Raw genomic sequence first — 24761 nt, forward strand, 5'->3', positions numbered from 1 at the left:
GAGTAGGACGTCGCCAAGCAACTAAAACACGAGTCAAATGACTCGTGTTTTTTCGTGTTTTATTTTATAATCCATAGTAATAAAAAATGTGTTTAAAGTATTTATATTTTGATTAAATACAGGGGAATGTGGCTAGGATAGTGAATAAGCAAAAGAGTTGCAAATTTTATTAATACGTATATAATTAAAGTCAAAGATAGTCAAAGTCAATAAAGGTGGCGGATAAATGAGAAATATATCTGATATCATTGAGCAATATCTAAAGCAAGTTATTGACTTAAGTAATAATAATGTGATTGAAATCAAGAGAAATGAGATTGCGGATCGATTCGAGTGCGTACCATCTCAAATCAATTATGTAATCAATACCCGTTTTACGTTAGAAAGAGGATTTGTAGTAGAAAGTAAACGTGGTGGAGGAGGTTACATTCGCATTATAAAAGTCAAGCTGCATGATGATATAGACATTATTGATCAAATGCTTCATATGATTGATCATAGCGTTGCGCAAGGGAATGCAGAAAGTATGATTATACGTTTAATAGAAGAGGGAATCATAACAAATCGTGAAGCGAAACTGATGTTAAGTGTAATAGACCGTTCTGTATTATCAATGGATGTTCCTTCTCGAGATGAACTTAGGGCTCGAATATTATGCGCAATGTTAAGAACACTGAAATATAAATAAATATAACTTTTGTAAAAGATTGATAACTAAGATAAAGCAGTTAAATATTGTAGAAGTTTTGAAAAAGAACATGCACTTTTATTTAAACGGATTCAGGAAAGCGAACAATCTAGTAATGTATGAAAAGTACCATGAGATAGAGCGTTTCTGTTGTAAAGGTGGGGATAGTGATGACTTGTCAAAACTGTAACATAAGACCAGCAACTTTACATTATACAAAAGTAATTAACGAGAAGAAGGCGGAAGTTCATCTTTGTGAGCAATGTGCAGAGCAAAGTGGCTATACGTCTTTCTTTCAATCATCGCAGTCTAACTTTTCATTTCATGATTTATTTGCTGGTTTATTACACGGTGAATCAACAATGTTTGAAGAAGGAAAAAATGGATTTTCAAATGCAGATATAGTAAGGTGTCCAGATTGTAAGATGACATATGAACAATTTACAAAAGTTGGACGTTTTGGCTGTTCTTCTTGTTACGATACATTTAAGGAGCATTTAAAGCCATTATTAAAACGCCTTCACGGTGGGCATACAGATCATTGTGGAAAAATTCCGGAGCGTATAGAAGGAAATATCCACTTAAAGAAAGAATTAGATGAACTAAAACTCATTCTGAAACAATACGTACAGAAAGAGGAATTTGAGAAAGCTGCAGAGGTAAGAGATAAGATTCGAGGTCTTGAAATACAGCTTAGTGAGCATAGAGAGGGGGAATAGTTCTATGTCACTGGACAAAATTATGAACGAAGCAATTAGTCCATGGATGAAGGGGGATGGCCCTGATTCTGATATTGTTTTAAGTAGTCGAATTCGTTTGGCTCGTAATTTTAAACAATATCAATTTTCCACTATGCAAAACGAAGAAGAAGCTAAACAGATTCATGAATTATTTAAAAAGAAATTTATAAATAAAGCGGTAGGATCCTTTGGGGAGTTTGGACTATTAAAGATGAATGAATTAACCCCTCTTCAAAGGAGAGTTTTAGTCGAAAAGCATTTAATTAGTCCAAATCTTGCAGGGACAGAATATGGAGCATGTCTACTATCAGAAAGTGAGCATATTAGTGTTATGCTTAATGAAGAAGACCATATTCGGATTCAGTGCCTATTTTCAGGATTACAGTTATCGGAGGCGCTTCAAAGTGCCAATCAAATAGATAATTGGATTGAGAAAGAAGTTGAATACGCTTTTGATGAATCACTTGGATATATTACGAGTTGTCCTACTAATGTTGGCACAGGGTTGAGAGCTTCTGTGATGATTCATTTACCGGGACTGGTTTTAACAAAAAGAATTAGCCGTATTATACAAGTAATTCAAAAATTAGGGTTAGTAGTAAGAGGAATATACGGTGAAGGTAGCGAAGCGTTAGGTAATATATTTCAAGTTTCAAATCAAATGACGCTAGGAAAGTCTGAAGAAGATATTATTGCAGATTTAAAGAGTGTCATTCAACAGATTATACAGCAAGAAAAAATGGCTAGAGAATTAATTGTACAAAATTCAAGTATTGAACTTGAAGATAAGGTTTATCGTTCTTACGGCATACTAGCAAACAGTCGTTTAATTCAATCTGCAGAAGCAGCTAATTGCTTATCGGATGTACGACTTGGTATTGATCTAGGATATATAAAAGGTATATCGAGAAATATTTTGACGGAGCTAATGGTTCTTACGCAACCAGGTATTTTACAACAATACGCAGGTGGACCTTTAGGGCCAGAAGAAAGAGATTATCGAAGAGCAACCTTAATCCGTGAGCGATTACGTATTGAAAAAAACTAAGCGCAAGTAGGAGGCGATTTCTATGATGTTTGGAAGATTTACAGAAAGAGCACAGAAAGTATTAGCTTTATCTCAAGAGGAAGCAATTCGTATTGGGCATAATAATATTGGAACAGAACATATTTTACTTGGGCTTGTACGCGAAGGTGAAGGAATTGCAGCAAAAGCATTAATTGCTCTTGGATTAAGTCCAGAGAAAGTTCAAAAAGAAGTAGAAGCGTTAATTGGGCGTGGAACAGAAGCTTCTCAAACTGTACATTATACACCTCGTGCTAAAAAGGTTATTGAATTATCTATGGATGAAGCGCGTAAGCTAGGCCATTCTTACGTTGGAACAGAACACATTTTACTCGGTTTAATCCGTGAAGGTGAAGGTGTAGCCGCACGTGTTTTAAATAATTTAGGTGTAAGTCTAAATAAAGCAAGACAGCAAGTTTTACAACTTCTTGGAAGTAATGAAGCTAGTTCAGGTCATCAAGGTGGTTCAGCAGCAAATGCAAATACACCGACACTTGACAGTTTAGCAAGGGACTTAACAGTTGTTGCGCGTGAAAATCGCTTAGACCCTGTTATTGGACGTGGTAAAGAAATTCAACGTGTAATTGAGGTATTAAGCCGTAGAACGAAAAACAACCCAGTATTAATTGGTGAGCCTGGTGTAGGTAAAACGGCAATTGCAGAAGGATTAGCACAGCAAATTGTAAATAATGAAGTTCCTGAAACTTTAAGAGATAAGCGTGTTATGACACTAGATATGGGTACAGTGGTAGCTGGAACGAAATATCGCGGTGAATTTGAAGATCGTTTAAAGAAAGTGATGGATGAAATTCGCCAAGCAGGTAATATTATTCTATTTATTGATGAGCTTCATACATTAATTGGTGCAGGTGGAGCAGAAGGTGCAATCGATGCATCGAATATTTTGAAACCATCTTTAGCACGAGGAGAGTTACAATGTATTGGGGCAACAACTTTAGATGAGTATCGTAAATATATTGAAAAAGACGCGGCTTTAGAAAGACGTTTTCAACCAATTCATGTTGATGAGCCAAGTTTAGAAGAATCGATTCAAATCTTGAAAGGTTTACGTGATCGTTATGAGGCGCATCACCGTGTATCTATTACAGATGACGCTATTGATGCAGCTGTAAAACTTTCAGATCGTTATATTACAGATCGCTTTTTACCGGATAAAGCAATTGATTTAATTGATGAAGCTGCTTCAAAAGTTCGCTTACGTTCTTATACAACACCACCAAACTTAAAAGAGCTTGAAGTGAAGCTTGAGGAGATTCGAAAAGAAAAAGATGCAGCTGTACAAAGTCAAGAATTTGAAAAGGCTGCATCCTTACGTGATATGGAGCAACGCTTACGTGAGAAGTTAGAAGATACAAAACGTCAATGGAAAGAGCAACAAGGAAAAGAAAATTCAGAGGTTACGGTAGAAGATATTGCAAATGTCGTTTCTACATGGACGCGTATCCCAGTTTCTAAACTTGCACAAACAGAGACTGATAAATTATTAAATTTAGAATCCATTCTTCATGATCGTTTGATTGGTCAAGATGAAGCAGTAGTAGCTGTAGCAAAAGCTGTTCGTCGTGCAAGAGCAGGATTAAAAGATCCGAAGCGCCCAATTGGTTCATTTATTTTCTTAGGGCCAACAGGAGTAGGTAAAACAGAACTTGCAAGAGCACTAGCAGAATCTATGTTCGGTGATGAGGATGCAATGATTCGCATCGATATGTCAGAGTACATGGAGAAGCATTCTACTTCCCGTTTAGTTGGTTCTCCTCCAGGATACGTTGGATATGAAGAAGGTGGACAATTAACAGAGAAAGTTCGTCGCAAGCCATATTCAGTTGTCTTATTAGATGAGGTAGAGAAAGCTCATCCGGATGTGTTTAATATTTTACTACAAGTATTAGAAGATGGTCGTTTAACAGATTCTAAAGGACGTACAGTTGATTTCCGTAATACGATTGTTATTATGACGTCTAACGTTGGTGCCGAGGCGTTAAAACGTAACAAACATCTTGGATTTAATGTACAAGATGAAAGCCGTGATTATTCGGATATGAAAGGTAAAGTAATGGATGAGCTGAAAAAGGCATTTCGTCCAGAATTCTTAAACCGTATTGATGAAATTATCGTATTCCATATGCTTGAGAAAAAACATATTCAAGAGATTGTAACTCTTATGGTAAATCAGTTAGTGAATCGCTTAAAAGAACAAGAAATCGAGTTGCACTTAACAGAAGGGGCAATTTCAGCTATTGCTGATAAAGGATTTGATCGTGAGTACGGTGCTCGTCCGCTTCGTAGAGCAATTCAGAAACATGTAGAAGATAGGCTATCAGAAGAACTTTTAAAAGGTGCTATTGAGAAAGGACAAAAAGTTATCTTTGATGTAGAAGGAGAATCATTTGTCATTCATAGTGCAGAAAAGGTAAAATAAGTATAGACAAACAAAGAGGGCTACGCGATAGCCCTCTTTCTTGTACGAGAAGGATAAACGTTTATAGACGAAAGTGAAGTGAACTATAAAAAGGTATGGCTAAAAAGAAAACGAAATTTATATGTCAAGAATGTGGTTATCAGTCACCAAAATATATGGGTAAATGTCCTGGATGTGGTCAATGGAATACACTTGTTGAAGAAATGGAGCCAGTTGTATCATCCAGGCGCCTTAATTACGCGAATGCAATTCAAACGGAAGTAACAAAACCAAGACGTCTTACCGAAGTAGAAACAAAGTCTGAGGCACGTATTGAAACGGAATTTCAAGAGTTTAACCGTGTGCTTGGTGGCGGAATTGTAGATGGGTCCTTAGTACTTATTGGTGGAGACCCTGGGATTGGAAAATCAACATTACTATTACAGATTTCATCGCAATTAGCAGATTCTTCATATGATGTATTATACATATCGGGTGAGGAGTCGGCAAAGCAGATTAAACTTCGTGCAGATCGTTTGCATGTAAAGGGTAGCAATCTATTTGTTGTAGCAGAGACAGACCTGCAGCGTATTGCAGCACATATTGAAGAGATGAATCCAGCTTTTGTTGTTATTGATTCTATTCAAACGATACATTTACCTGAAGTGACGTCGGCCCCAGGAAGTGTGGCACAAGTACGTGAATGCACAGCAGAATTAATGAAACTTGCAAAAACAAAAGGAATCCCTATTTTCATTGTTGGGCATGTGACAAAAGAAGGAGCAATTGCAGGACCTCGTATGTTAGAACATATGGTCGATGCAGTTCTTTATTTTGAAGGAGACCGACACCATACGTATCGTATTTTACGAGCTGTGAAGAACCGTTTTGGTTCCACGAATGAAATGGGTATCTTTGAAATGAAAGAGCTTGGTCTTGCGGAAGTTTTAAATCCTTCTGAAATCTTCCTTGAGGAAAGGCCGGTTGGTGTTGCAGGATCAACAGTAGTTGCTTCAATGGAAGGAACAAGACCGGTTTTAGTAGAAATACAAGCATTAATCTCCCCTACTAGTTTTGGAAATCCTCGAAGAATGGCGACAGGAATTGATCATAACCGTGTTTCACTTATTATGGCAGTATTAGAAAAAAGAACAGGTTTACTATTGCAAAATCAAGATGCATATTTAAAAGTAGCTGGTGGTTTGAAATTAGACGAACCGGCAATTGATTTAGCGGTGGCTTTAAGTATAGCCTCAAGTTTTAGGGATAAATCTACGGCACCAGCTGATGCAGTAATAGGAGAAGTAGGATTAACTGGAGAAATAAGAAGAGTATCAAGAATTGAACAACGTGTACAAGAAGCAGCTAAATTAGGATTTCAACGTGTAATTATTCCTAGAAAAAACTTAGGAGGATGGACAATTCCGGATGGGATTGAGGTTGTAGGTGTTTCTAATTTAGGGGAAGCGCTTCGTTTGACATTAGGAGGCTAGGCTATGGAAGAAAATAAGCAACGTGTCAAAAGTATGATTAATATTTTACAGCTCGTGGCCCCAGGAACACCATTGCGCGAAGGGATAGATAATGTACTTCGCGCGCAAACAGGGGGACTAATTGTTCTTGGATATAATGAGCAGATTAAAAGTATTGTTGATGGTGGTTTTCACATTAATTGTGCATTCTCTCCTGCTAGTTTATATGAATTAGCAAAAATGGACGGGGCACTTATTTTAAATGAAACGGGAAGTAAAATTTTAATAGCGAATGCACAGTTAGTTCCAGAGGCATCTATTGATTCTATTGAAACAGGTATGCGTCACCGAACAGCAGAACGTGTAGCGAAGCAGACTGGAAGCCTTGTTGTGGCCATTTCACAAAGACGTAACGTAATTACGCTATATCAAGGGAACTTACGTTATACACTAAAAGATATAGGTGTTATTTTAACAAAGGCAAATCAAGCTATTCAAACGTTAGAAAAATATAAGGCTGTATGGAATGATGGTATTACGAATTTGGGCATTCTAGAATTTGAAGAGGTCGTTACAATGTCCGAGGTAGTTCACGTTTTACATAGTGTTGAAATGGTACTGCGTATTAAAAATGAAATATTGAGCTATATTCATGAGCTAGGAACAGAAGGTAGGTTAATCCGTTTACAACTTACAGAATTACTAGCTGATTTAGAGGCAGAGGCAGCATTGTTAATTAAAGATTACCATCAGGAGAAAACACAAGACCATCATCAAATTTTGAAAAGGTTACAGGACCTTGCAAATACACAACTTTTAGAGGATAGTGATTTAGTTAAATTACTTGGCTACCCAGGGCAAACCAGTTTAGAAGAAAGTGTGACGCCAAGGGGATATCGAATTACAAGCAAAATCTCTCGTGTTCCGCCACTTATCATTGAAAATTTAATTAATCGATTCAAAACGTTGCAAGGAGTTTGTCGTGCGACTATTCATGAATTGGATGATGTGGAAGGAATTGGAGAAGTAAGGGCGAAGAAAATACGAGAAGGCCTAAAAAGAATTCAAGAGCATCTCTATATGAGTAGACACAATTAAGAATATTACATTGATTCTATAATATAACGACACTAGAACATTTTTGGTATATGATATGATATATTGGTAAATAAAACTATTTATAAAAAAACACGTCCGCTTTTGCATTCGGCGTTTTGATTAGCGAAACAATGGTTAATAATGAGTAGGAGGTGGTTGGATGTTAAAACGGATCGTACAGCTCTTCTTTCTAGTAATCGGGGGAGCGTTAGGGATTTACTTAATCCCAAAAGTTATTAATGTATTAGACATCGGTGCGGTTCCTTTATTGGAAGGATCGTATGTTCGTGCAATTATTGGTGCAATTATTTTATTTTTAACAACATTTTGGCTTGTAGATTATATTGTTCAACTTATTAAGCATATTGAAGAGGCTCTTGTAAAGGCGCCTGTAGCAGATGTTTTATTTGGTACATTAGGGTTGATCTCTGGTCTTATTGTTGCATATTTAATTTTAATACCAATTCGTGAATTTACAATTCCAGTTATTAGCACGGTGTTGCAAGTGTTCTTTACTCTTTTACTTGGATATTTAGGATTCCAAGTAGGATTTAAAAAGAGGAATGAATTGCTAGGATTATTTACATTACCCCAACGTGGAGGTAAGAAGAAAAACAATAGTGAGAACGAAGAGATAGAGGTAGAAAAATCTACGGCTCATTGGAAAATTCTCGATACGAGTGTAATTATTGATGGACGTATTGCTGATATTTGCCAAACGAAGTTTTTAGAAGGAACAATTGTGATTCCACAATTCGTATTAGAAGAGCTTCAGCATATTGCCGATTCTTCCGATGCTTTAAAGCGTAATCGTGGTCGCAGAGGGCTAGATATTTTAAATCGTATTCAAAAAGAGATGCCGATTCCGGTAGAAATTTATGAAGGCGATTTCGAGGATATCCAAGAGGTGGATAGCAAACTTGTAAAGTTAGCAAAAATCACCGGTGGAACTGTAGTAACGAATGATTTCAACTTAAATAAAGTTTCTGAATTACAAGGAGTAACGGTGTTAAACATTAATGATTTAGCTAATGCAATTAAACCAGTTGTACTCCCTGGCGAAGAATTAAATGTTTATGTTGTGAAAGATGGTAAAGAGCAAAACCAAGGTGTTGCGTACTTAGATGATGGTACGATGATTGTAGTAGAAGATGGTAGAGAGTATGTAGGTTCGCAACTTAATGTGCTGGTTACTAGCGTATTACAAACATCGGCTGGTCGTATGATTTTCGCGAAACGTAAATTATTAGAAAAAGCATTATAGGTAGAGGATTATTAATATGTATACATTAATTATTCCGGCAGCCGGCCAAGGAAAGCGGATGGGTGCTGGCAAAAATAAGTTGTTCTTACTTATAAATGAAGTACCGATTATCGTGCATACATTACGTGCTTTTGAAGGAGATAAAGCGTGCAAAAGTATTGTTATGGCAATTAACGAAGAGGAACGCCCGTATTTTGAAGAATTAATGCAGAAGTATCCAATTGAAAAACAGGTACAATTTATTCAGGGTGGAGCCGAAAGACAAGATAGTGTATATAATGCGATTCAGCATGCGAGTGATGTTGAATATGTTCTTGTGCATGACGGAGCGCGCCCATTCGTAACGGATAAAGTGATTCAAAATGTATTAACAGCAGCAGAAAAATATGGAGCTTCCATTTGTGCAGTGCCAGTAAAGGATACAGTTAAGAAAGTAGAGCAAGGTGTTGTTGTCGAAACGGTAGAACGATCTCAGCTTAAGGCTGTACAAACACCGCAAGGGTTCTCTGTTTCTCTTTTGTTAGAAGCTCATAGAAGTGCAAAACAGAGCTGTTTTCTTGGTACAGATGATGCAAGTCTCGTGGAACGCATTGGTAAGCAAGTAGGTGTGGTAGAGGGGAGTTACTATAATATTAAAGTGACGACTCCAGAGGATTTACTAATTGCTGAAAGTTTCCTTCATGTTCAGAAAAAATAGCCGTGATGGTGTATAACAAAGGAAAGCTCGGCAATGGCCGGGCTTTTCTTTGTAAGGATATCAATATAATATAGAGTCATAAAGCTCAGTGGTTTAGCTCAAGGAGGATGTAAAGAATGTTTCGAATTGGACAAGGTTTTGATGTGCATGAATTTGCGGAAGGTAGACCGTTAATTATTGGCGGAATTACAATTCCACACGAGAAAGGATTAATCGGTCATTCAGATGCAGATGTATTGTTACATACGATTGCTGATGCATGTTTAGGTGCTATTGCAGCAGGAGATATCGGAAAGCATTTTCCAGATACAGACCCAGCTTTTAAAGATGCAGATTCAGCTGTATTGTTACAAAAAGTTTGGGCATTTGTGCGTGAACAAGGTTACGAGTTAGGGAATTTAGATTGTACAATTATTGCTCAAAAGCCGAAAATGGCACCGCATATTGAAAGTATGCGTAAACGTATTAGTGAACTGTTAGAAACGTCTATAGATAACATTAATGTAAAGGCAACAACAACAGAAAAATTAGGATTTACAGGTAGGGAAGAAGGAATTGCTTCTCAAGCAGTGGTATTATTACAGAAAAAATAATGGTTTTTAATTCGTAAGATGGATAATCACATTTTTTTGTTGTACAATTATAGAATGTGTAGACATTAAGAATGGAAGGTGTACCAATTATGGAAAAGCAAGTGAGAGTGCGCTATGCGCCAAGTCCAACAGGACACTTACATATCGGAAATGCGCGTACGGCATTATTTAATTATTTATTTGCTCGTCATTTAGATGGCAAGTTTATTATTCGTATTGAAGATACTGATGTGAAACGTAACGTGGCTGGTGGAGAAGAAAGCCAATTAAAATACTTAAAATGGCTCGGTATGGACTGGGATGAAGGTGTTGATGTTGGTGGTGAATTTGGACCATATCGTCAAACAGAGCGTTTAGATATTTATAAAAAATTATATCTAGATTTATTAGAGCGTGGTTTAGCTTACAAATGTTATATGACAGAAGAAGAGCTAGAAGCAGAGCGTGAAGGTCAAATTTCGCGTGGTGAAACACCTCGTTATGCAGGTAACCACCGTGATTTAACTGAAGAACAAATGAAAGAATTTGAAGCTGAGGGACGTATTCCGAGTATTCGTTTCCGTGTACCAGCTGATCGTGATTACACATTCAAAGACATCGTAAAAGACGAAGTTGCATTCCATTCAAATGATTTTGGTGATTTTGTTATCGTGAAAAAAGATGGAATCCCAACTTATAACTTTGCGGTAGCAGTAGATGATCACTTAATGGAGATTACACATGTACTTCGTGGTGATGATCATATTTCAAACACGCCAAAACAAATGATGATTTATGAAGCTTTCGGTTGGGATATCCCACAATTCGGTCATATGACTTTAATTGTAAATGAAAGTCGCAAAAAATTAAGCAAGCGTGATGAATCTATTATTCAATTTATTGAGCAATATAAAGAGCTTGGATATCTTCCAGAAGCAATCTTTAACTTTATTGCGCTATTAGGTTGGTCACCAGTAGGTGAAGAAGAAATCTTCTCTCAAGATGAGTTTATCAAAATGTTTGATGCAGCTCGTTTATCAAAATCACCTGCATTATTTGATTCCCAAAAACTAAAATGGATGAACAACCAGTATATGAAAAAGCAAGATTTAGATACGGTTGTAGAGTTAAGTTTACCGCATTTAGTGAAAGCTGGACGTGTGGGAGAAACTTTAAGTGAACAAGACCAAGCTTGGATCCGTGGTGTGATTGCTTTATACCATGAACAAATGAGTTTTGGGGCTGAAATTGTAGAGCTTTCTGAAATGTTCTTTAAAGATCATGTTGATTATGAAGAAGAAGGACAAGAAGTATTAAATGGTGAACAAGTACCTGAAGTACTTCGTGCATTTGCTGGTCAAATAGAAGCTTTAGAAGAAATGGAGCCAGCGGCAATTAAGGCGGCAATTAAAGCAGTTCAAAAGGAAACAGGACATAAAGGTAAAAATTTATTTATGCCAATCCGTGTTGCAACTACAGGACAAACGCATGGTCCAGAGCTTCCGAATGCTATTGCACTTCTTGGAAAAGAAAAAGTTTTAAATCGTCTTCAAAAAGTAATTGGTTAACATTTTCTAGGTTTAGAAATATAATAAGTATACCTAAAACCTAATAAGGAAAAGCGACGAGAAGGAGAAGTAGAAAATCAGGCTTTTTACAGAGAGAACCACCTTTAGGCTGGGAGTGGTTTATAAGCAGATTTTTGAAATGCCCCTTCGAGTCTTCTGCTGAACAGCGAATTGTTTCGTGGGACGTCTTAGGATGCAAAGTAAGCAGAAGCGGTGTACACCGTTATCATGGATGAGTTTGAGGCTTTTTTAAGCCTAAACAGAGTGGAACCGCGCTTAAAAGGCGTCTCTGTCAATATGACAGAGGCGCCTTTTTTTTATACCGTGTAAATAGGTATGAATATAGAATTTATCTCCCTATATAAGGAATTAGGGGATAAGTGATGAGTTAGGGGAGTTAGTTCGCTCGACAAAAAGCAGCCCATAAAGGGGAGGGAACACCGATGTTTAAGAGGCTTCGGGAAGATATTGAAGTCGTTTTTGAACAGGATCCAGCGGCAAGAGGTTATTTCGAAGTCATTTTAACTTACTCTGGATTACATGCAGTTTGGGCTCATCGAATTGCACATGCTTTTTATAAAAGAGATTTTTTCTTTCTTGCACGTTTTGTTTCACAAGTTAGTCGCTTTTTTACTGGCATTGAGATTCATCCAGGCGCAACTATTGGTCGACGCTTTTTCATAGACCATGGAATGGGAGTTGTAATTGGAGAAACTTGTGAAATTGGTGATAATGTAACAATTTATCAAGGGGTTACATTAGGTGGTACAGGAAAAGAAAAAGGAAAGAGGCATCCGACAATTCAGGATAATGTATTAATTGCGACGGGTGCTAAAGTCCTTGGTTCTATTACTGTGGGAGAGAATTCTAAAATCGGGGCAGGGTCTGTCGTATTAAAAGAAGTTCCTGCACATTCTACAGTTGTAGGTATACCTGGCAGAGTCGTTATTCAAAATGGAGTAAAGATTGGTCAAGAATTAAATCACTCTGACCTTCCGGATCCAATTTTTGATAAATTAAAGGCTATGGAAGTAGAACTTGATAAATTGAAGAAACAACTGGAAGTAAAGGTAGAAAGGAAGGATAAAAATGACTATTCACATTTATAATACGTTAACACGCCAAAAAGAAGAGTTTGTTCCATTAGAAGAAAATAAGGTAAAGATGTATGTATGCGGACCTACAGTTTATAACTACATTCATATTGGGAATGCAAGACCTCCTATGGTATTCGATACAGTACGTCGTTATTTAGAATATAAAGGATACGATGTGCAATACGTATCTAACTTTACGGACGTAGATGATAAATTAATTAAAGCGGCAAATGAATTAGGTGAAGATGTACCGACAATTGCTGATCGTTTTGTTGAAGCGTACTTTGAAGATGTAACAGCGCTAGGTTGCAAACACGCAACAGTTCATCCTCGTGTAACAGAAAATATGGACATCATTATTGAATTTATTCAAGAGCTTGTGAATAAAGGGTATGCATATGAATCAGAGGGTGATGTGTACTTTAAAACGAAGGAATTCGAAGGTTACGGTAAATTATCACATCAACCAATCGCGGATTTACGTCACGGTGCTCGTATTGAGGTAGGAGAAAAGAAACAAGATCCTCTTGATTTTGCTTTATGGAAAGCTGCGAAAGAAGGAGAAATCTTCTGGGAAAGCCCTTGGGGGAAAGGACGTCCAGGGTGGCATATTGAATGCTCAGCTATGGCACGTAAGTACTTAGGGGATACAATCGATATTCATGCTGGTGGTCAAGACTTGGCGTTCCCACATCATGAAAATGAAATTGCGCAGTCGGAGGCATTGACTGGAAAAACGTTTGCACGTTACTGGATGCATAATGGATATATTAATATTAACAATGAGAAGATGTCTAAATCGCTTGGTAACTTTATTTTAGTTCACGATATTATTAAGCAATACGACCCGCAGTTAATTAGATTCTTTATGTTATCAGTACACTATCGTCATCCGATTAACTTTAGTGAAGAGTTATTACAAAGTACGAATAATGGACTGGAAAGAATTAAAACAGCTTATGGAAACTTAAAGCATCGTATGGAAAGCAGTACGGATTTAACAGACCATAATGAGAAATGGTTAGCTGAAATAGAGAAATTCCAGACTGCATTTGAAGAGGCGATGAATGATGACTTTAACACCGCGAATGCAATTACCGAATTATACAATGTAGCCAATCATGCAAATCAATATTTACTTGAAGAGCATACATCTAAAGTTGTGATCGAAGCATACGTAAAACAACTGGAAACGTTATTTGATATTTTAGGATTAGAATTAACACAAGAAGGATTGCTGGATGAAGAAATTGAAGAACTTATCCAAAAGCGCATTGAGGCGCGTAAAAATCGCGATTTCGCATTGTCTGATCAAATTCGCGACGATTTAAAAGAACGTAATATTATTTTAGAAGATACCGCTCAAGGTACAAGATGGAAAAGAGGATAAGAATGATTGATGCAAAGCAATTAAACAGCTTGGCGTTAGCGTATATGGGTGATGCGGTATATGAACAATATATCCGCTATCACCTCCTTCAAAAAGGAAAGGTTCGCCCTAATCAATTACATCGCTTAGGGACGAGCTTTGTTTCAGCAAAAGCACAGGCAAAAGTTGTTTATCATTTATTAGAGACGGCATTTTTGACAGAGGAAGAAGAGGCGGTATTAAGAAGAGGGCGTAATGCAAATTCGGGTACAGTGCCGAAAAATACGGATGTACAAACATATCGACATAGTACAGCCTTTGAAGCGCTAATTGGTTATCATCATTTATTAAATAACCGTGAAAGATTAGACGAAATTGTATATAAGGCAATTGCAGTTTTAGAAGAAAAGGAAGGGGGCACATCATCATGAGCAGTGAATATATTATCGGACGTAACCCTGTAATTGAAGCGTTACGATCAGGGAGAGATATTAATAAAATTTGGATCGCAGAAGGTGCTGCCAAAGGACAGGTACAGATTGTACTAGCGTTAGCGAAAGAAAATAAGGTTATTTTACAACACGCACCAAAGAAAAAGTTAGATCAATTAGTTGAGGGGAATCATCAAGGTGTAATTGCTCAAGTAGCTGCATATCAGTATGCGGAGTTAGAAGATTTATTCAAAGTGGCAGAAAAACGTAATGAAGATCCATTCTTCTTAATTTTAGATGAGATTGAAGATCCGCATAACCTAGGTTCTATTATGCGTACCGCTGATGCGACAGGAGCTCATGGAATTATTATTCCAAAGAGAAGGGCTGTGGGGCTTACAGCGTCAGTTGCGAAAGCATCAACAGGAGCAATTGAATACATTCCTGTTGCGCGCGTAACGAATTTATCCCGTACAATTGATGAATTAAAAGAACGTGGACTTTGGATTGCTGGTACAGATGCCAAAGGGAAAACGGATTACCGTAATTTAGATGGTAAAATGCCAATTGGGTTAGTAATTGGTAGTGAAGGAAAAGGTATGAGTCGTATTATTGGTGAAAAGTGTGATTTCCTAATCACTCTACCGATGGTTGGTAAAGTTACATCCTTAAATGCTTCCGTAGCCGCAAGTTTGTTAATGTATGAGGTATATCGTAAACGTCACGAAATTGGTAAATAAAAGATGAACGATATTTTAATCGTTGACGGTTACAACATTATCGGAGCTTGGGGAGATTTGAAGAAACTGCGGGATGTAGATTTACAATCATCAAGAGATGCGCTTATTGATAAGATGGCGGATTATCAAGGTTATACAGGCACAAAAGTGATGATAGTCTTTGATGCCTATACAGTACATGGTATTGAAAAAAAGATGAAACAATCTCGTGTGGAAGTAATATTCACACGAAAGAATCAAACTGCAGACGAAAAGATAGAGCAACTTGCGATAGAGCTTAGAAATATAAATACACGAATATATGTTGCGACTTCTGATTACACGGAACAATGGGTTATATTTGCGCAAGGTGCCCTTCGGAAATCTGCGCGTGAATTAGAGTTGGAAGTACAGGCAATGGAGCAACAAGTAAGAAGGCGTACAAAAGACACGAAAGAACAGCAACCCGCCATGCGAAAGATATTTAGTAAAGATATTACAGAAAAATTAGAAAAATTAAGAAGAGGAGAGCGTTGAAGCATTGACGCTCTTTGTCTTTTTACTGTATAATATTGCTAAATAAATAGCGGTCGGAGGGATCAAGGTGGAAGCAGGCTTCGTAAGTGTAGGCGACGTTACATTTCGTGATTTAGAAGATGAGGCAATCGTTGAGTTAGTTCGAAAAGGTAATACTGACGCTCTAGAATATTTAATTCACAAATATAAGAACTTTGTTCGCGCGAAATCAAGATCTTACTTTTTAGTGGGTGCCGATCGAGAAGACATTGTTCAAGAAGGTATGATAGGGTTGTTTAAAGCAATTCGTGATTATAAAGAGGACAAGCTGTCTTCATTCAAAGCATTTGCTGAACTGTGTATCACTCGACAAATTATTACCGCTATTAAAACGGCGACAAGACAAAAACATATTCCCTTAAATTCGTATGTGTCTTTAGATAAGCCGATTTACGATGAGGAATCTGATCGAACATTATTGGATGTTATTTCTGAAGCGAAGGTAACTGATCCTGAAGAAATGATTATTAGCCAAGAAGAATATACAGACATAGAATCAAAAATATCTGAATTATTAAGCGATTTAGAAAGAAAAGTACTTTCTTTATATCTAGATGGGCGTTCTTATCAAGAGATTTCAGAACAGTTAAACAGACATGTGAAATCTATTGATAACGCTTTACAGCGGGTGAAGAGGAAATTGGAGCGATATATGGAAATGCGAGAAAGTACAAGTTTAAATTCATAACAAATAACAAGTGCAACAGGTGTAAAATAAATCACCTGTTTTCTTTTGTAGAGAGTACAAAATGCATGTCATTGACATTGTCTTTTATTGTATGATACATTTTTAGGGACATAATGTTACAAGGTTGGTGTAACTAATGAGGAAAAAAGTTGTACTCTCATGTGAAGAGTGTAAAAATCGAAACTACTCTACTATGAAAGATACGAGCTCAATAGAGCGACTTGAAATAAAAAAGTTTTGTAAAACATGCAATCAGCATACAGTTCACAAGGAAACAAAATAAATAATTGAAATAATACACTGGAGGTCCCGCAGATGCGTTTAACGAACTTTTTCGGCGATGTAGGTCGCGAAATGAAAAAAGTAAGTTGGCCTAAAAAAGATGAATTACTCCGCTCAACAGCGACTGTTGTTGCTACAGTTGTGTTCTTTGCGATTTTCTTCGCAGTAGTTGATATGGGCATTTCTTCTTTAATTCGGTTAATTCTTGGTTAATTCTTGAATAAGAAGCACTTATCCATGATATAATGTTATTTATAAGAACTGTGTAAAAGCCCGGTGAACGGGTTTTTTCATTTGCGCAAAAAAATGTACGTCAGGGAGGGAAGGACGCTCGTCCTAAATGAATGGAAAAAAGTTGGTATGTTGTCCATACTTATTCTGGATATGAAAATAAAGTAAAAGCAAACCTAGAGAAGCGTGTAGAATCAATGGGTATGCAAGATAAAATTTTCCGTGTTGTTGTCCCGGAAGAAGTAGAAGTAGAAATGAAAAACGGAAAAGAAAAATTAATGAAAAGAAAAGTGTTCCCAGGTTATGTATTAGTAGAATTAATCATGACTGATGATTCTTGGTATGTTGTACGTAACACGCCGGGTGTAACTGGGTTCGTTGGTTCTTCTGGTTCTGGATCTAAACCATCACCTCTATTAGAAGAGGAAGTTGTTACCATTATGAAACATATGGGAATGGACAACGAAGTGGTTGATTTCGACTTTGAACTTCATGAGACAGTACGTGTAAATGAGGGGCCATTCGCAGATTATACAGGTGCTATTGAAGAAATTGATGTGGAGAAGAAAAAGGTTAGCGTACTTGTGGACATGTTTGGTCGCGAGACTCCAGTTGAACTTGACTTCCATCAAATTGAAAAATTATAAAATGAAACTTGAAATGAATTGTAAAAAGTGATAATATCTTTTAAGTCAGTACGTCTTCGTTATCGGAGACGTTTTTTGAAAGATTTTATCCTTACAGATAAAATATGACGTGGGAGGGCAAATCACTGTCCAATTGACCACATCACGGACTTAAGGAGGTGTGTCTCGTGGCTAAAAAGGTAATTAAAATGGTAAAGCTTCAAATTCCTGCAGGTAAAGCTAACCCAGCTCCACCAGTTGGTCCAGCATTAGGACAAGCAGGTGTTAACATCATGGGCTTCTGTAAAGAGTTTAACGCTCGTACAGCAGATCAAGCTGGTCTTATCATCCCTGTTGAAATTACGGTATTTGAGGACCGTTCATTCACTTTCATTACTAAAACTCCTCCTGCTGCTGTTCTTCTTAAGAAAGTAGCTGGTATTGAGTCTGGTTCTGGTGAACCAAACCGTAATAAAGTGGCAACTGTTAAGCGTGATAAAGTACGCGAAATCGCTGAAACTAAAATGCCTGACCTAAACGCTGCTAGCGTAGAAGCTGCAATGCGTATGGTTGAAGGTACTGCACGCAGTATGGGCATCGTTATCGAAGACTAATTCGATTTGTTTTTAAAAAAGGTTGCGGGTCTGGAATTCCAATTCGCAACCTTTATTATCGTAAATGATTATTGTTTTTAAATAAATGGATGGCGCTCATCCTCAGGTTATACCTGAAAACAGGCGTAAACGTGGGAGGTTATTCCGCTAAAACCACATTCGAGGAGGAAATAAAAATGGCTAAAAGAGGTAAAAAGTACGTAGAAGCTGCAAAGCTTGTTGATCGTGCATCTGCTTACTCTGCAACAGAAGCAGTAGAATTAGTAAAGAAAACAAACACAGCTAAATTTGATGCAACTGTAGAAGCTGCATTCCGTTTAGGTGTTGACCCTAAGAAAGCTGACCAACAAATCCGTGGTGCAGTTGTTCTTCCACACGGTACTGGTAAAGTACAACGTGTATTAGTGTTCGCTAAAGGTGAAAAAGCTAAAGAAGCTGAAGCTGCTGGAGCTGACTTCGTAGGCGATACTGATTACATCGGTAAAATCCAACAAGGTTGGTTCGATTTCGATGTAGTAGTAGCAACTCCTGACATGATGGGTGAAGTTGGTAAACTTGGTCGCGTATTAGGACCTAAAGGTTTAATGCCAAACCCTAAAACTGGAACAGTTACTTTCGATGTAACTAAAGCTGTTAACGAAATCAAAGCTGGTAAAGTTGAATACCGCGTTGATAAAGCTGGTAACATCCACGTTCCAATCGGTAAAGTATCTTTCGAAGATGCTAAATTAGTAGAAAACTTCAAAACAATCGCTGACACTTTATTAAAAGTTAAGCCATCTGCTGCAAAAGGTACTTACATGAAGAACGTAACAGTTGCTTCTACAATGGGACCTGGCGTACGTGTAGACGTTTCTACATTAGCGTAAAAATTGGAAGTTGACTTCATAAAGAAGATTTAATATAATCATTTATGTTGTGAATTTAAATAGTGTACCGTAGACAGTAGGTGTCAATAGACTTAATTTCCTACCTAGGTGTTAATATACGAAACGGAATTTTTTTCTGTGACTATATGCCTCCATGTCTACAAGTTGGGCATGGAGGTTTTTAGTGCACTTTCGGTACATCTTCTATATAATCTACAGGAGGTGTAATAACATGAGCAAAGTAATCGAAACTAAACAACAAGTTGTAACTGAAATCGCGGACAAACTTCGTGCTAGTAAATCTACAATCGTTGTTGACTACCGTGGTTTAACAGTTTCTGAAGCAACAGAATTACGTAAGCAATTACGTGAAGCTGGCGTTGAGTTCAAAGTTTACAAAAACTCTCTAACTCGTCGTGCTGCAGAATCTGCTGAAATGGCTGAGTTAAACGAATTCTTAACAGGACCAAACGCAATCGCGTTCAGTAACGAGGATGTAGTTGCTCCTGCGAAAGTATTAAACGACTTCGCTACAAAACATGAAGCTTTAGAAATTAAAGCGGGCGTAATCGAAGGTAAACTTGTAACACTTGATGAGGTTAAAGCAATCGCTACTCTTCCATCACGTGAAGGCTTACTTTCTATGCTTCTTAGCGTTCTTCAAGCTCCAATCCGTAACCTTGCACTTGCTACTAAAGCAGTTGCAGAACAAAAGGAAGAGCAAGGCGCTTAATTTTTTAAAAGATAATTACTTGTTATCTATAAAACAATACAAACCTATTTAAGGGAGGATATTTACAATGACTAAAGAACAAATCATTGAAGCAGTTAAATCTATGACTGTATTAGAACTTAACGACTTAGTAAAAGCTATCGAGGAAGAATTCGGCGTAACTGCTGCTGCTCCTGTAGCTGTAGCTGGTGGCGCTGGTGAAGCTGCTGCTGAAAAAACTGAGTTTGACGTAGTACTTGCAAGTGCTGGCGCTCAAAAAATCAAAGTTATCAAAGCTGTACGTGAAATCACTGGTCTTGGCTTAAAAGAAGCTAAAGAATTAGTTGACAACACTCCAAAAGCAATCAAAGAAGGCGTTTCTAAAGAGGAAGCTGAAGAAATGAAAGCTAAACTTGAAGAAGTTGGCGCTGCTGTAGAAGTTAAGTAATTAACTTTTGATGCTTTAAAAAAAAGCTCGCTCTCATGCGAGCTTTTTTTTTAACTGTAAAGAAAAGAGGTGGCCATATGGCAGACCATTATTTTTCTAACGACCCTTCTAGTAAAAGTGATCGTAAACGATGGGAATTTCCACTTCGTGGATCTCAATTTACTTTTTTATCTGACCATGGGGTGTTTTCGAAAAACGAGGTGGACTTTGGTTCCCGTCTTTTAATTGAAGCGTTTCAAATGCCGGATATTAAAGGTGATATATTAGACGTAGGTTGTGGATACGGTCCTATTGGTTTGTCGTTAGCGAAAGAGTTTCAAGGTTGTGAAGTTCACATGGTGGATGTGAATGAAAGGGCGCTTGGGCTTGCGAAAGAAAATGCCGCTAATAACAGAATCGAGAATATACGTATTTTTCAAAGTAGCGTCTATGAAAATGTAGATGGCAAGTATGCTGCTATTCTATCTAACCCTCCAATTCGTGCGGGTAAAGATATCGTACATGAGATTTTAGAAAAAGCTGTGGAGTATTTAGTTCCAGGTGGAGAACTTTGGATTGTTATTCAAAAGAAGCAAGGTGCACCATCTGCGCTGAAAAAACTAGAAGAAGTATTTTCTGAAGTTGAGGTTGTAGAAAAGAAAAAAGGATATTATATCATAAAATCAAAAAAACGTTGACGGTTATTTTTGGCTATGTTAACATTATACAATGCCAATATATGATTTTCTGCGTTGAGAAAGATGTATATTTTTGTTTCTCTTGGAAAAGATAGTAAAATCAGCAGATTATGAAACAGAATGATGGTTTTCTTATAGAAGCCATTTTTCTTTTTTGAGCAGGTAGAAAGACTCAACGTATTTATCTTTAAGAGAAAAAGACTACGCTAATAGCAGTAGTTGTATTTATTTGTGATTTTGCACAAATTTTTTTGTGCATTTATAATACTCATGATTTGAGGGGTGAAGCAGTTGACAGGTCAACTAGTTCAATACGGACGCCACCGCCAACGAAGAAGTTATGCCCGTATTAGTGAAGTATTAGAGTTACCAAATCTTATCGAAATTCAAACCTCTTCTTATCAGTGGTTTCTTGATGAGGGTTTGCGAGAAATGTTCCAAGACATTTCTCCGATTGAAGACTTTACGGGAAATCTATCGCTTGAATTTATCGACTACAGCTTAGGTGAACCTAAATACTCTGTAGACGAATGCAAAGAGCGTGATGTGACGTATGCAGCACCACTTCGTGTAAAAGTGCGTCTAATCAACAAGGAAACTGGTGAAGTAAAAGAACAAGATGTGTTCATGGGAGATTTCCCACTCATGACAGAGACTGGAACATTCGTAATTAACGGTGCAGAACGTGTTATCGTTTCCCAGTTAGTTCGCTCTCCAAGCGTATACTATAGTGGCAAAGTGGATAAAAACGGAAAACGTGGTTTTACTGCTACTGTAATTCCAAACCGCGGAGCTTGGTTAGAGTATGAGACAGATGCTAAGGATGTTGTATATGTGCGTATTGACCGTACGCGTAAACTTCCTGTAACTGTTTTGTTACGCGCATTAGGGTTTGGCTCTGATCAAGAAATCACCGAGCTTTTAGGTGATAACGAATACTTAAGCAACACATTAGAAAAAGACAACACAGATAGCACAGAAAAAGCATTGCTTGAAATTTATGAGCGTCTACGTCCTGGTGAACCACCAACAGTAGAAAATGCTAAGAGCTTACTTGTGTCTCGTTTCTTCGATCCAAAGCGCTACGATTTAGCAAATGTAGGTCGCTATAAGATCAACAAGAAGTTACACATTAAAAACAGATTGTTTAATCAACGTTTAGCTGAAACGTTAGTGGATCCAGAAACTGGTGAAATTTTAGCGACAGAAGGAACAATCTTAGATCGTCGTACACTTGATCGCATTTTACCTTACTTAGAGAAAAACATTGGATTCAAAACAGCGAAACCAATGGGTGGAGTGGTAGAAGGCGATGTTGAGCTGCAATCTATTAAGATTTATGCTCCTGAGTCGGAAGGCGAACGCGTAATTAATGTAATTGGTAATGCAAATATTACTCGTGATGTGAAACACATCACACCAGGTGATATCCTTGCTTCTATCAGTTACTTCTTCAACCTACTATACAAAGTAGGGGATACAGATGATATTGACCATTTAGGAAACCGTCGTCTGCGTTCTGTTGGAGAACTATTACAAAATCAATTCCGTATCGGTCTTTCTCGTATGGAACGTGTTGTTCGTGAGAGAATGTCGATCCAAGATACGAATGCAATTACACCACAGGCACTAATTAATATTCGTCCTGTTATTGCATCTATTAAAGAGTTCTTCGGAAGTTCTCAGTTATCTCAGTTCATGGACCAAACAAATCCATTAGCAGAGTTAACTCACAAACGAAGACTATCTGCATTAGGACCTGGTGGTTTAACGCGTGAGCGCGCAGGCTTTGAAGTACGTGACGTTCATTACTCCCACTACGGTCGTATGTGTCCGATTGAAACACCAGAGGGACCAAACATCGGTTTAATTAACTCATTATCTTCGTTCGCGAAAGTAAATGAGTTTGGTTTCATTGAAACACCATACCGTCGTGTTGACCCAGAAACTGGTCTTGTAACAGGGCATGTTGATTATTTAACAGCAGATGAAGAAGATAACTATGTTGTAGCCCAAGCGAATATGAAATTATCTGATGAAGGTGAATTCCTAAGTGAAGATATCGTAGCTCGTTTCCGTGGTGAAAATATTGTAACAAATAGAGAACGCATCGACTACATGGATGTATCTCCAAAACAAGTAGTGTCGGCAGCGACAGCTTGTATTCCGTTCTTAGAAAACGATGACTCTAACCGCGCACTTATGGGAGCGAACATGCAACGTCAGGCGGTTCCGTTAATGAATCCGGAATCTCCGATTGTAGGTACAGGTATGGAGTACGTATCAGCAAAAGACTCAGGTGCTGCAGTAATCTGTAAACATCCTGGTGTTGTTGAGCGCGTAGAAGCACGTGAAGTTTGGGTACGCCGCTATGTAGAGGTTGACGGTCAAACAGTAAAAGGCGACTTAGATCGCTACAAAATGCAAAAATTCATTCGTTCTAACCAAGGAACTTGTTACAACCAACGTCCAATCGTAAGTGTTGGAAATGAAGTTGTAAAAGGTGAAATCCTTGCGGATGGTCCTTCTATGGAATTAGGTGAACTAGCACTTGGACGTAACGTGCTTGTTGGCTTCATGACTTGGGACGGTTATAACTACGAGGATGCGATCATCATGAGTGAGCGCCTTGTAAAAGATGATGTGTACACTTCTATTCATATTGAAGAATATGAATCAGAAGCTCGTGATACGAAGCTTGGACCAGAAGAAATTACACGTGACATTCCAAACGTTGGGGAAGACGCATTACGTAACCTTGACGAGCGCGGTATCATTCGCGTTGGTGCTGAAGTAAAAGATGGAGATTTACTTGTTGGTAAAGTAACACCTAAAGGTGTAACAGAATTAACAGCTGAAGAACGTCTATTACATGCTATCTTTGGAGAAAAAGCGCGTGAAGTACGTGATACATCACTACGTGTACCACACGGTGGTGGCGGTATTATCTTGGACGTAAAAGTATTCAATCGTGAAGATGGCGATGAATTGCCACCAGGCGTGAATCAACTTGTACGTGCATATATCGTTCAAAAACGTAAAATTTCTGAAGGTGACAAGATGGCCGGACGTCACGGTAACAAAGGTGTTATCTCTCGTATTTTACCAGAAGAAGATATGCCTTACTTACCAGACGGTACGCCAATCGATATCATGTTAAACCCATTAGGGGTACCATCTCGTATGAATATCGGTCAGGTATTAGAGCTTCATCTTGGTATGGCAGCAAGATACCTTGGCATTCACATTGCAACACCAGTATTCGATGGTGCTCGTGAGGAAGATGTTTGGGGCACAATTGAAGAAGCTGGTATGGCAAATGATGCGAAAACAATCCTGTATGACGGACGTACTGGTGAACCATTCGATAACCGCGTATCTGTTGGTGTCATGTATATGATTAAACTTGCGCACATGGTTGACGATAAACTTCATGCTCGTTCTACTGGACCATACTCACTTGTAACGCAGCAACCTCTGGGAGGTAAAGCTCAGTTCGGTGGACAGCGTTTCGGTGAGATGGAGGTTTGGGCACTTGAAGCTTACGGTGCTGCTTATACTCTTCAAGAAATCTTAACAGTGAAGTCTGATGATGTTGTTGGACGTGTTAAGACGTATGAAGCAATTGTTAAAGGTGAAAATGTTCCAGAACCAGGCGTTCCTGAATCATTCAAAGTATTGATTAAAGAACTGCAAAGTTTAGGTATGGACGTTAAAATGATGTCAATCAACGACACAGAAATTGAAATGCGTGATACAGAAGATGACGATGATCATCAATCAGCAGATAAATTGAATGTTGAAGTTGAGACAACTAAGGAATAATTGGGATAACCTG

Annotated in this window: 25 protein-coding genes and 2 other annotated features; all 25 genes read left to right on the forward strand. The window is 37.9% G+C overall.

Annotation, left to right across the window (positions count from 1 at the left end; all coding sequences use genetic code 11):
- Positions 1 to 226 precede the first annotated feature (226 nt).
- The 25 genes from ctsR (at position 227) to rpoB (ending at position 24748) form a co-directional block, all read left to right on the forward strand.
- Entirely contained in the window at positions 227 to 688 is a 462-nt protein-coding gene (gene ctsR, locus RT27_RS22580) for a transcriptional regulator CtsR (RefSeq protein WP_001244560.1), read from the forward strand.
- Positions 689 to 858: 170 nt separating this feature from the next.
- Positions 859 to 1407, forward strand: coding sequence for a UvrB/UvrC motif-containing protein (locus RT27_RS22585; RefSeq protein ID WP_016084037.1), 549 nt, complete (start codon positions 859 to 861; stop codon positions 1405 to 1407).
- Between the two features lie 4 nt (positions 1408 to 1411).
- On the forward strand, positions 1412 to 2476 hold the full coding sequence (locus RT27_RS22590; protein WP_000050837.1) for a protein arginine kinase: 1065 nt from the start codon (positions 1412 to 1414) through the stop codon (positions 2474 to 2476).
- A gap of 22 nt (positions 2477 to 2498) precedes the next feature.
- Entirely contained in the window at positions 2499 to 4934 is a 2436-nt protein-coding gene (clpC, locus tag RT27_RS22595) for an ATP-dependent protease ATP-binding subunit ClpC (protein WP_016084035.1), read from the forward strand.
- A gap of 95 nt (positions 4935 to 5029) precedes the next feature.
- Positions 5030 to 6406, forward strand: coding sequence for a DNA repair protein RadA (gene radA / locus RT27_RS22600; RefSeq protein WP_016084034.1), 1377 nt, complete (start codon positions 5030 to 5032; stop codon positions 6404 to 6406).
- Between the two features lie 3 nt (positions 6407 to 6409).
- Positions 6410 to 7483 carry a DNA integrity scanning diadenylate cyclase DisA gene (gene disA, locus RT27_RS22605; protein ID WP_016084033.1) on the forward strand — a complete coding sequence of 358 codons (1074 nt, stop codon included), beginning with the start codon at positions 6410 to 6412 and terminating at the stop codon, positions 7481 to 7483.
- Positions 7484 to 7643: 160 nt separating this feature from the next.
- On the forward strand, positions 7644 to 8747 hold the full coding sequence (locus tag RT27_RS22610) for a PIN/TRAM domain-containing protein (protein ID WP_016084032.1): 1104 nt from the start codon (positions 7644 to 7646) through the stop codon (positions 8745 to 8747).
- Between the two features lie 16 nt (positions 8748 to 8763).
- Positions 8764 to 9444 carry a 2-C-methyl-D-erythritol 4-phosphate cytidylyltransferase gene (gene ispD, locus RT27_RS22615; RefSeq protein WP_016084031.1) on the forward strand — a complete coding sequence of 227 codons (681 nt, stop codon included), beginning with the start codon at positions 8764 to 8766 and terminating at the stop codon, positions 9442 to 9444.
- A gap of 116 nt (positions 9445 to 9560) precedes the next feature.
- Positions 9561 to 10037 carry a 2-C-methyl-D-erythritol 2,4-cyclodiphosphate synthase gene (gene ispF, locus RT27_RS22620; RefSeq protein WP_016084030.1) on the forward strand — a complete coding sequence of 159 codons (477 nt, stop codon included), beginning with the start codon at positions 9561 to 9563 and terminating at the stop codon, positions 10035 to 10037.
- 89 nt (positions 10038 to 10126) lie between these two features.
- On the forward strand, positions 10127 to 11584 hold the full coding sequence (gene gltX / locus RT27_RS22625; protein WP_029441422.1) for a glutamate--tRNA ligase: 1458 nt from the start codon (positions 10127 to 10129) through the stop codon (positions 11582 to 11584).
- Positions 11585 to 11631: 47 nt separating this feature from the next.
- Positions 11632 to 11878 (forward strand) — a binding site (T-box leader).
- Between the two features lie 149 nt (positions 11879 to 12027).
- Positions 12028 to 12693 carry a serine O-acetyltransferase gene (gene cysE, locus RT27_RS22630; RefSeq protein ID WP_000476495.1) on the forward strand — a complete coding sequence of 222 codons (666 nt, stop codon included), beginning with the start codon at positions 12028 to 12030 and terminating at the stop codon, positions 12691 to 12693.
- On the forward strand, positions 12674 to 14071 hold the full coding sequence (gene cysS / locus RT27_RS22635) for a cysteine--tRNA ligase (RefSeq protein ID WP_016084028.1): 1398 nt from the start codon (positions 12674 to 12676) through the stop codon (positions 14069 to 14071). Before cysE ends, cysS begins: the two co-directional genes overlap by 20 nt.
- A 2-nt stretch (positions 14072 to 14073) precedes the next feature.
- Positions 14074 to 14481, forward strand: coding sequence for a Mini-ribonuclease 3 (locus RT27_RS22640; RefSeq protein WP_000564261.1), 408 nt, complete (start codon positions 14074 to 14076; stop codon positions 14479 to 14481).
- On the forward strand, positions 14478 to 15221 hold the full coding sequence (gene rlmB / locus RT27_RS22645; protein WP_000093762.1) for a 23S rRNA (guanosine(2251)-2'-O)-methyltransferase RlmB: 744 nt from the start codon (positions 14478 to 14480) through the stop codon (positions 15219 to 15221). The genes RT27_RS22640 and rlmB overlap by 4 nt, the downstream gene beginning before the upstream one ends.
- A 3-nt stretch (positions 15222 to 15224) precedes the next feature.
- Positions 15225 to 15737, forward strand: a complete 513-nt coding sequence (locus RT27_RS22650) for an NYN domain-containing protein (RefSeq protein WP_000997887.1) — start codon at positions 15225 to 15227, stop codon at positions 15735 to 15737.
- 67 nt (positions 15738 to 15804) lie between these two features.
- On the forward strand, positions 15805 to 16464 hold the full coding sequence (locus RT27_RS22655) for an RNA polymerase sporulation sigma factor SigH (RefSeq protein WP_016084027.1): 660 nt from the start codon (positions 15805 to 15807) through the stop codon (positions 16462 to 16464).
- A 136-nt stretch (positions 16465 to 16600) separates the two neighbouring features.
- Complete coding sequence (gene rpmG / locus RT27_RS33960) at positions 16601 to 16747, forward strand: 50S ribosomal protein L33 (RefSeq protein WP_014481927.1); 147 nt, start codon at positions 16601 to 16603, stop codon at positions 16745 to 16747.
- Positions 16748 to 16779: 32 nt separating this feature from the next.
- Complete coding sequence (gene secE, locus RT27_RS22660) at positions 16780 to 16959, forward strand: preprotein translocase subunit SecE (protein WP_001241323.1); 180 nt, start codon at positions 16780 to 16782, stop codon at positions 16957 to 16959.
- Positions 16960 to 17090: 131 nt separating this feature from the next.
- On the forward strand, positions 17091 to 17624 hold the full coding sequence (gene nusG / locus RT27_RS22665; RefSeq protein ID WP_000415794.1) for a transcription termination/antitermination protein NusG: 534 nt from the start codon (positions 17091 to 17093) through the stop codon (positions 17622 to 17624).
- 167 nt (positions 17625 to 17791) lie between these two features.
- Entirely contained in the window at positions 17792 to 18217 is a 426-nt protein-coding gene (gene rplK / locus RT27_RS22670) for a 50S ribosomal protein L11 (protein WP_001085872.1), read from the forward strand.
- 176 nt (positions 18218 to 18393) lie between these two features.
- A complete protein-coding gene (gene rplA, locus RT27_RS22675; RefSeq protein WP_002094239.1) occupies positions 18394 to 19086 on the forward strand; it encodes a 50S ribosomal protein L1 in 693 nt (230 codons plus the stop codon).
- A 49-nt stretch (positions 19087 to 19135) separates the two neighbouring features.
- Positions 19136 to 19279: a sequence feature (ribosomal protein L10 leader region), on the forward strand.
- A 39-nt stretch (positions 19280 to 19318) separates the two neighbouring features.
- Positions 19319 to 19819 (forward strand): 50S ribosomal protein L10, encoded by a 501-nt coding sequence (gene rplJ / locus RT27_RS22680; RefSeq protein ID WP_000048718.1) that lies wholly within the window; start codon positions 19319 to 19321, stop codon positions 19817 to 19819.
- Between the two features lie 67 nt (positions 19820 to 19886).
- Positions 19887 to 20246 carry a 50S ribosomal protein L7/L12 gene (gene rplL, locus RT27_RS22685; RefSeq protein ID WP_000159737.1) on the forward strand — a complete coding sequence of 120 codons (360 nt, stop codon included), beginning with the start codon at positions 19887 to 19889 and terminating at the stop codon, positions 20244 to 20246.
- Between the two features lie 77 nt (positions 20247 to 20323).
- A complete protein-coding gene (locus RT27_RS22690; RefSeq protein WP_016084026.1) occupies positions 20324 to 20923 on the forward strand; it encodes a class I SAM-dependent methyltransferase in 600 nt (199 codons plus the stop codon).
- A 291-nt stretch (positions 20924 to 21214) separates the two neighbouring features.
- Positions 21215 to 24748 carry a DNA-directed RNA polymerase subunit beta gene (rpoB, locus tag RT27_RS22695; protein WP_016084025.1) on the forward strand — a complete coding sequence of 1178 codons (3534 nt, stop codon included), beginning with the start codon at positions 21215 to 21217 and terminating at the stop codon, positions 24746 to 24748.
- The last annotated feature ends 13 nt before the right edge of the window (positions 24749 to 24761 follow it).

Source organism: Bacillus sp. L_1B0_5 (assembly GCF_000836715.1).
Lineage (GTDB): Bacteria > Bacillota > Bacilli > Bacillales > Bacillaceae_G > Bacillus_A > Bacillus_A thuringiensis_S.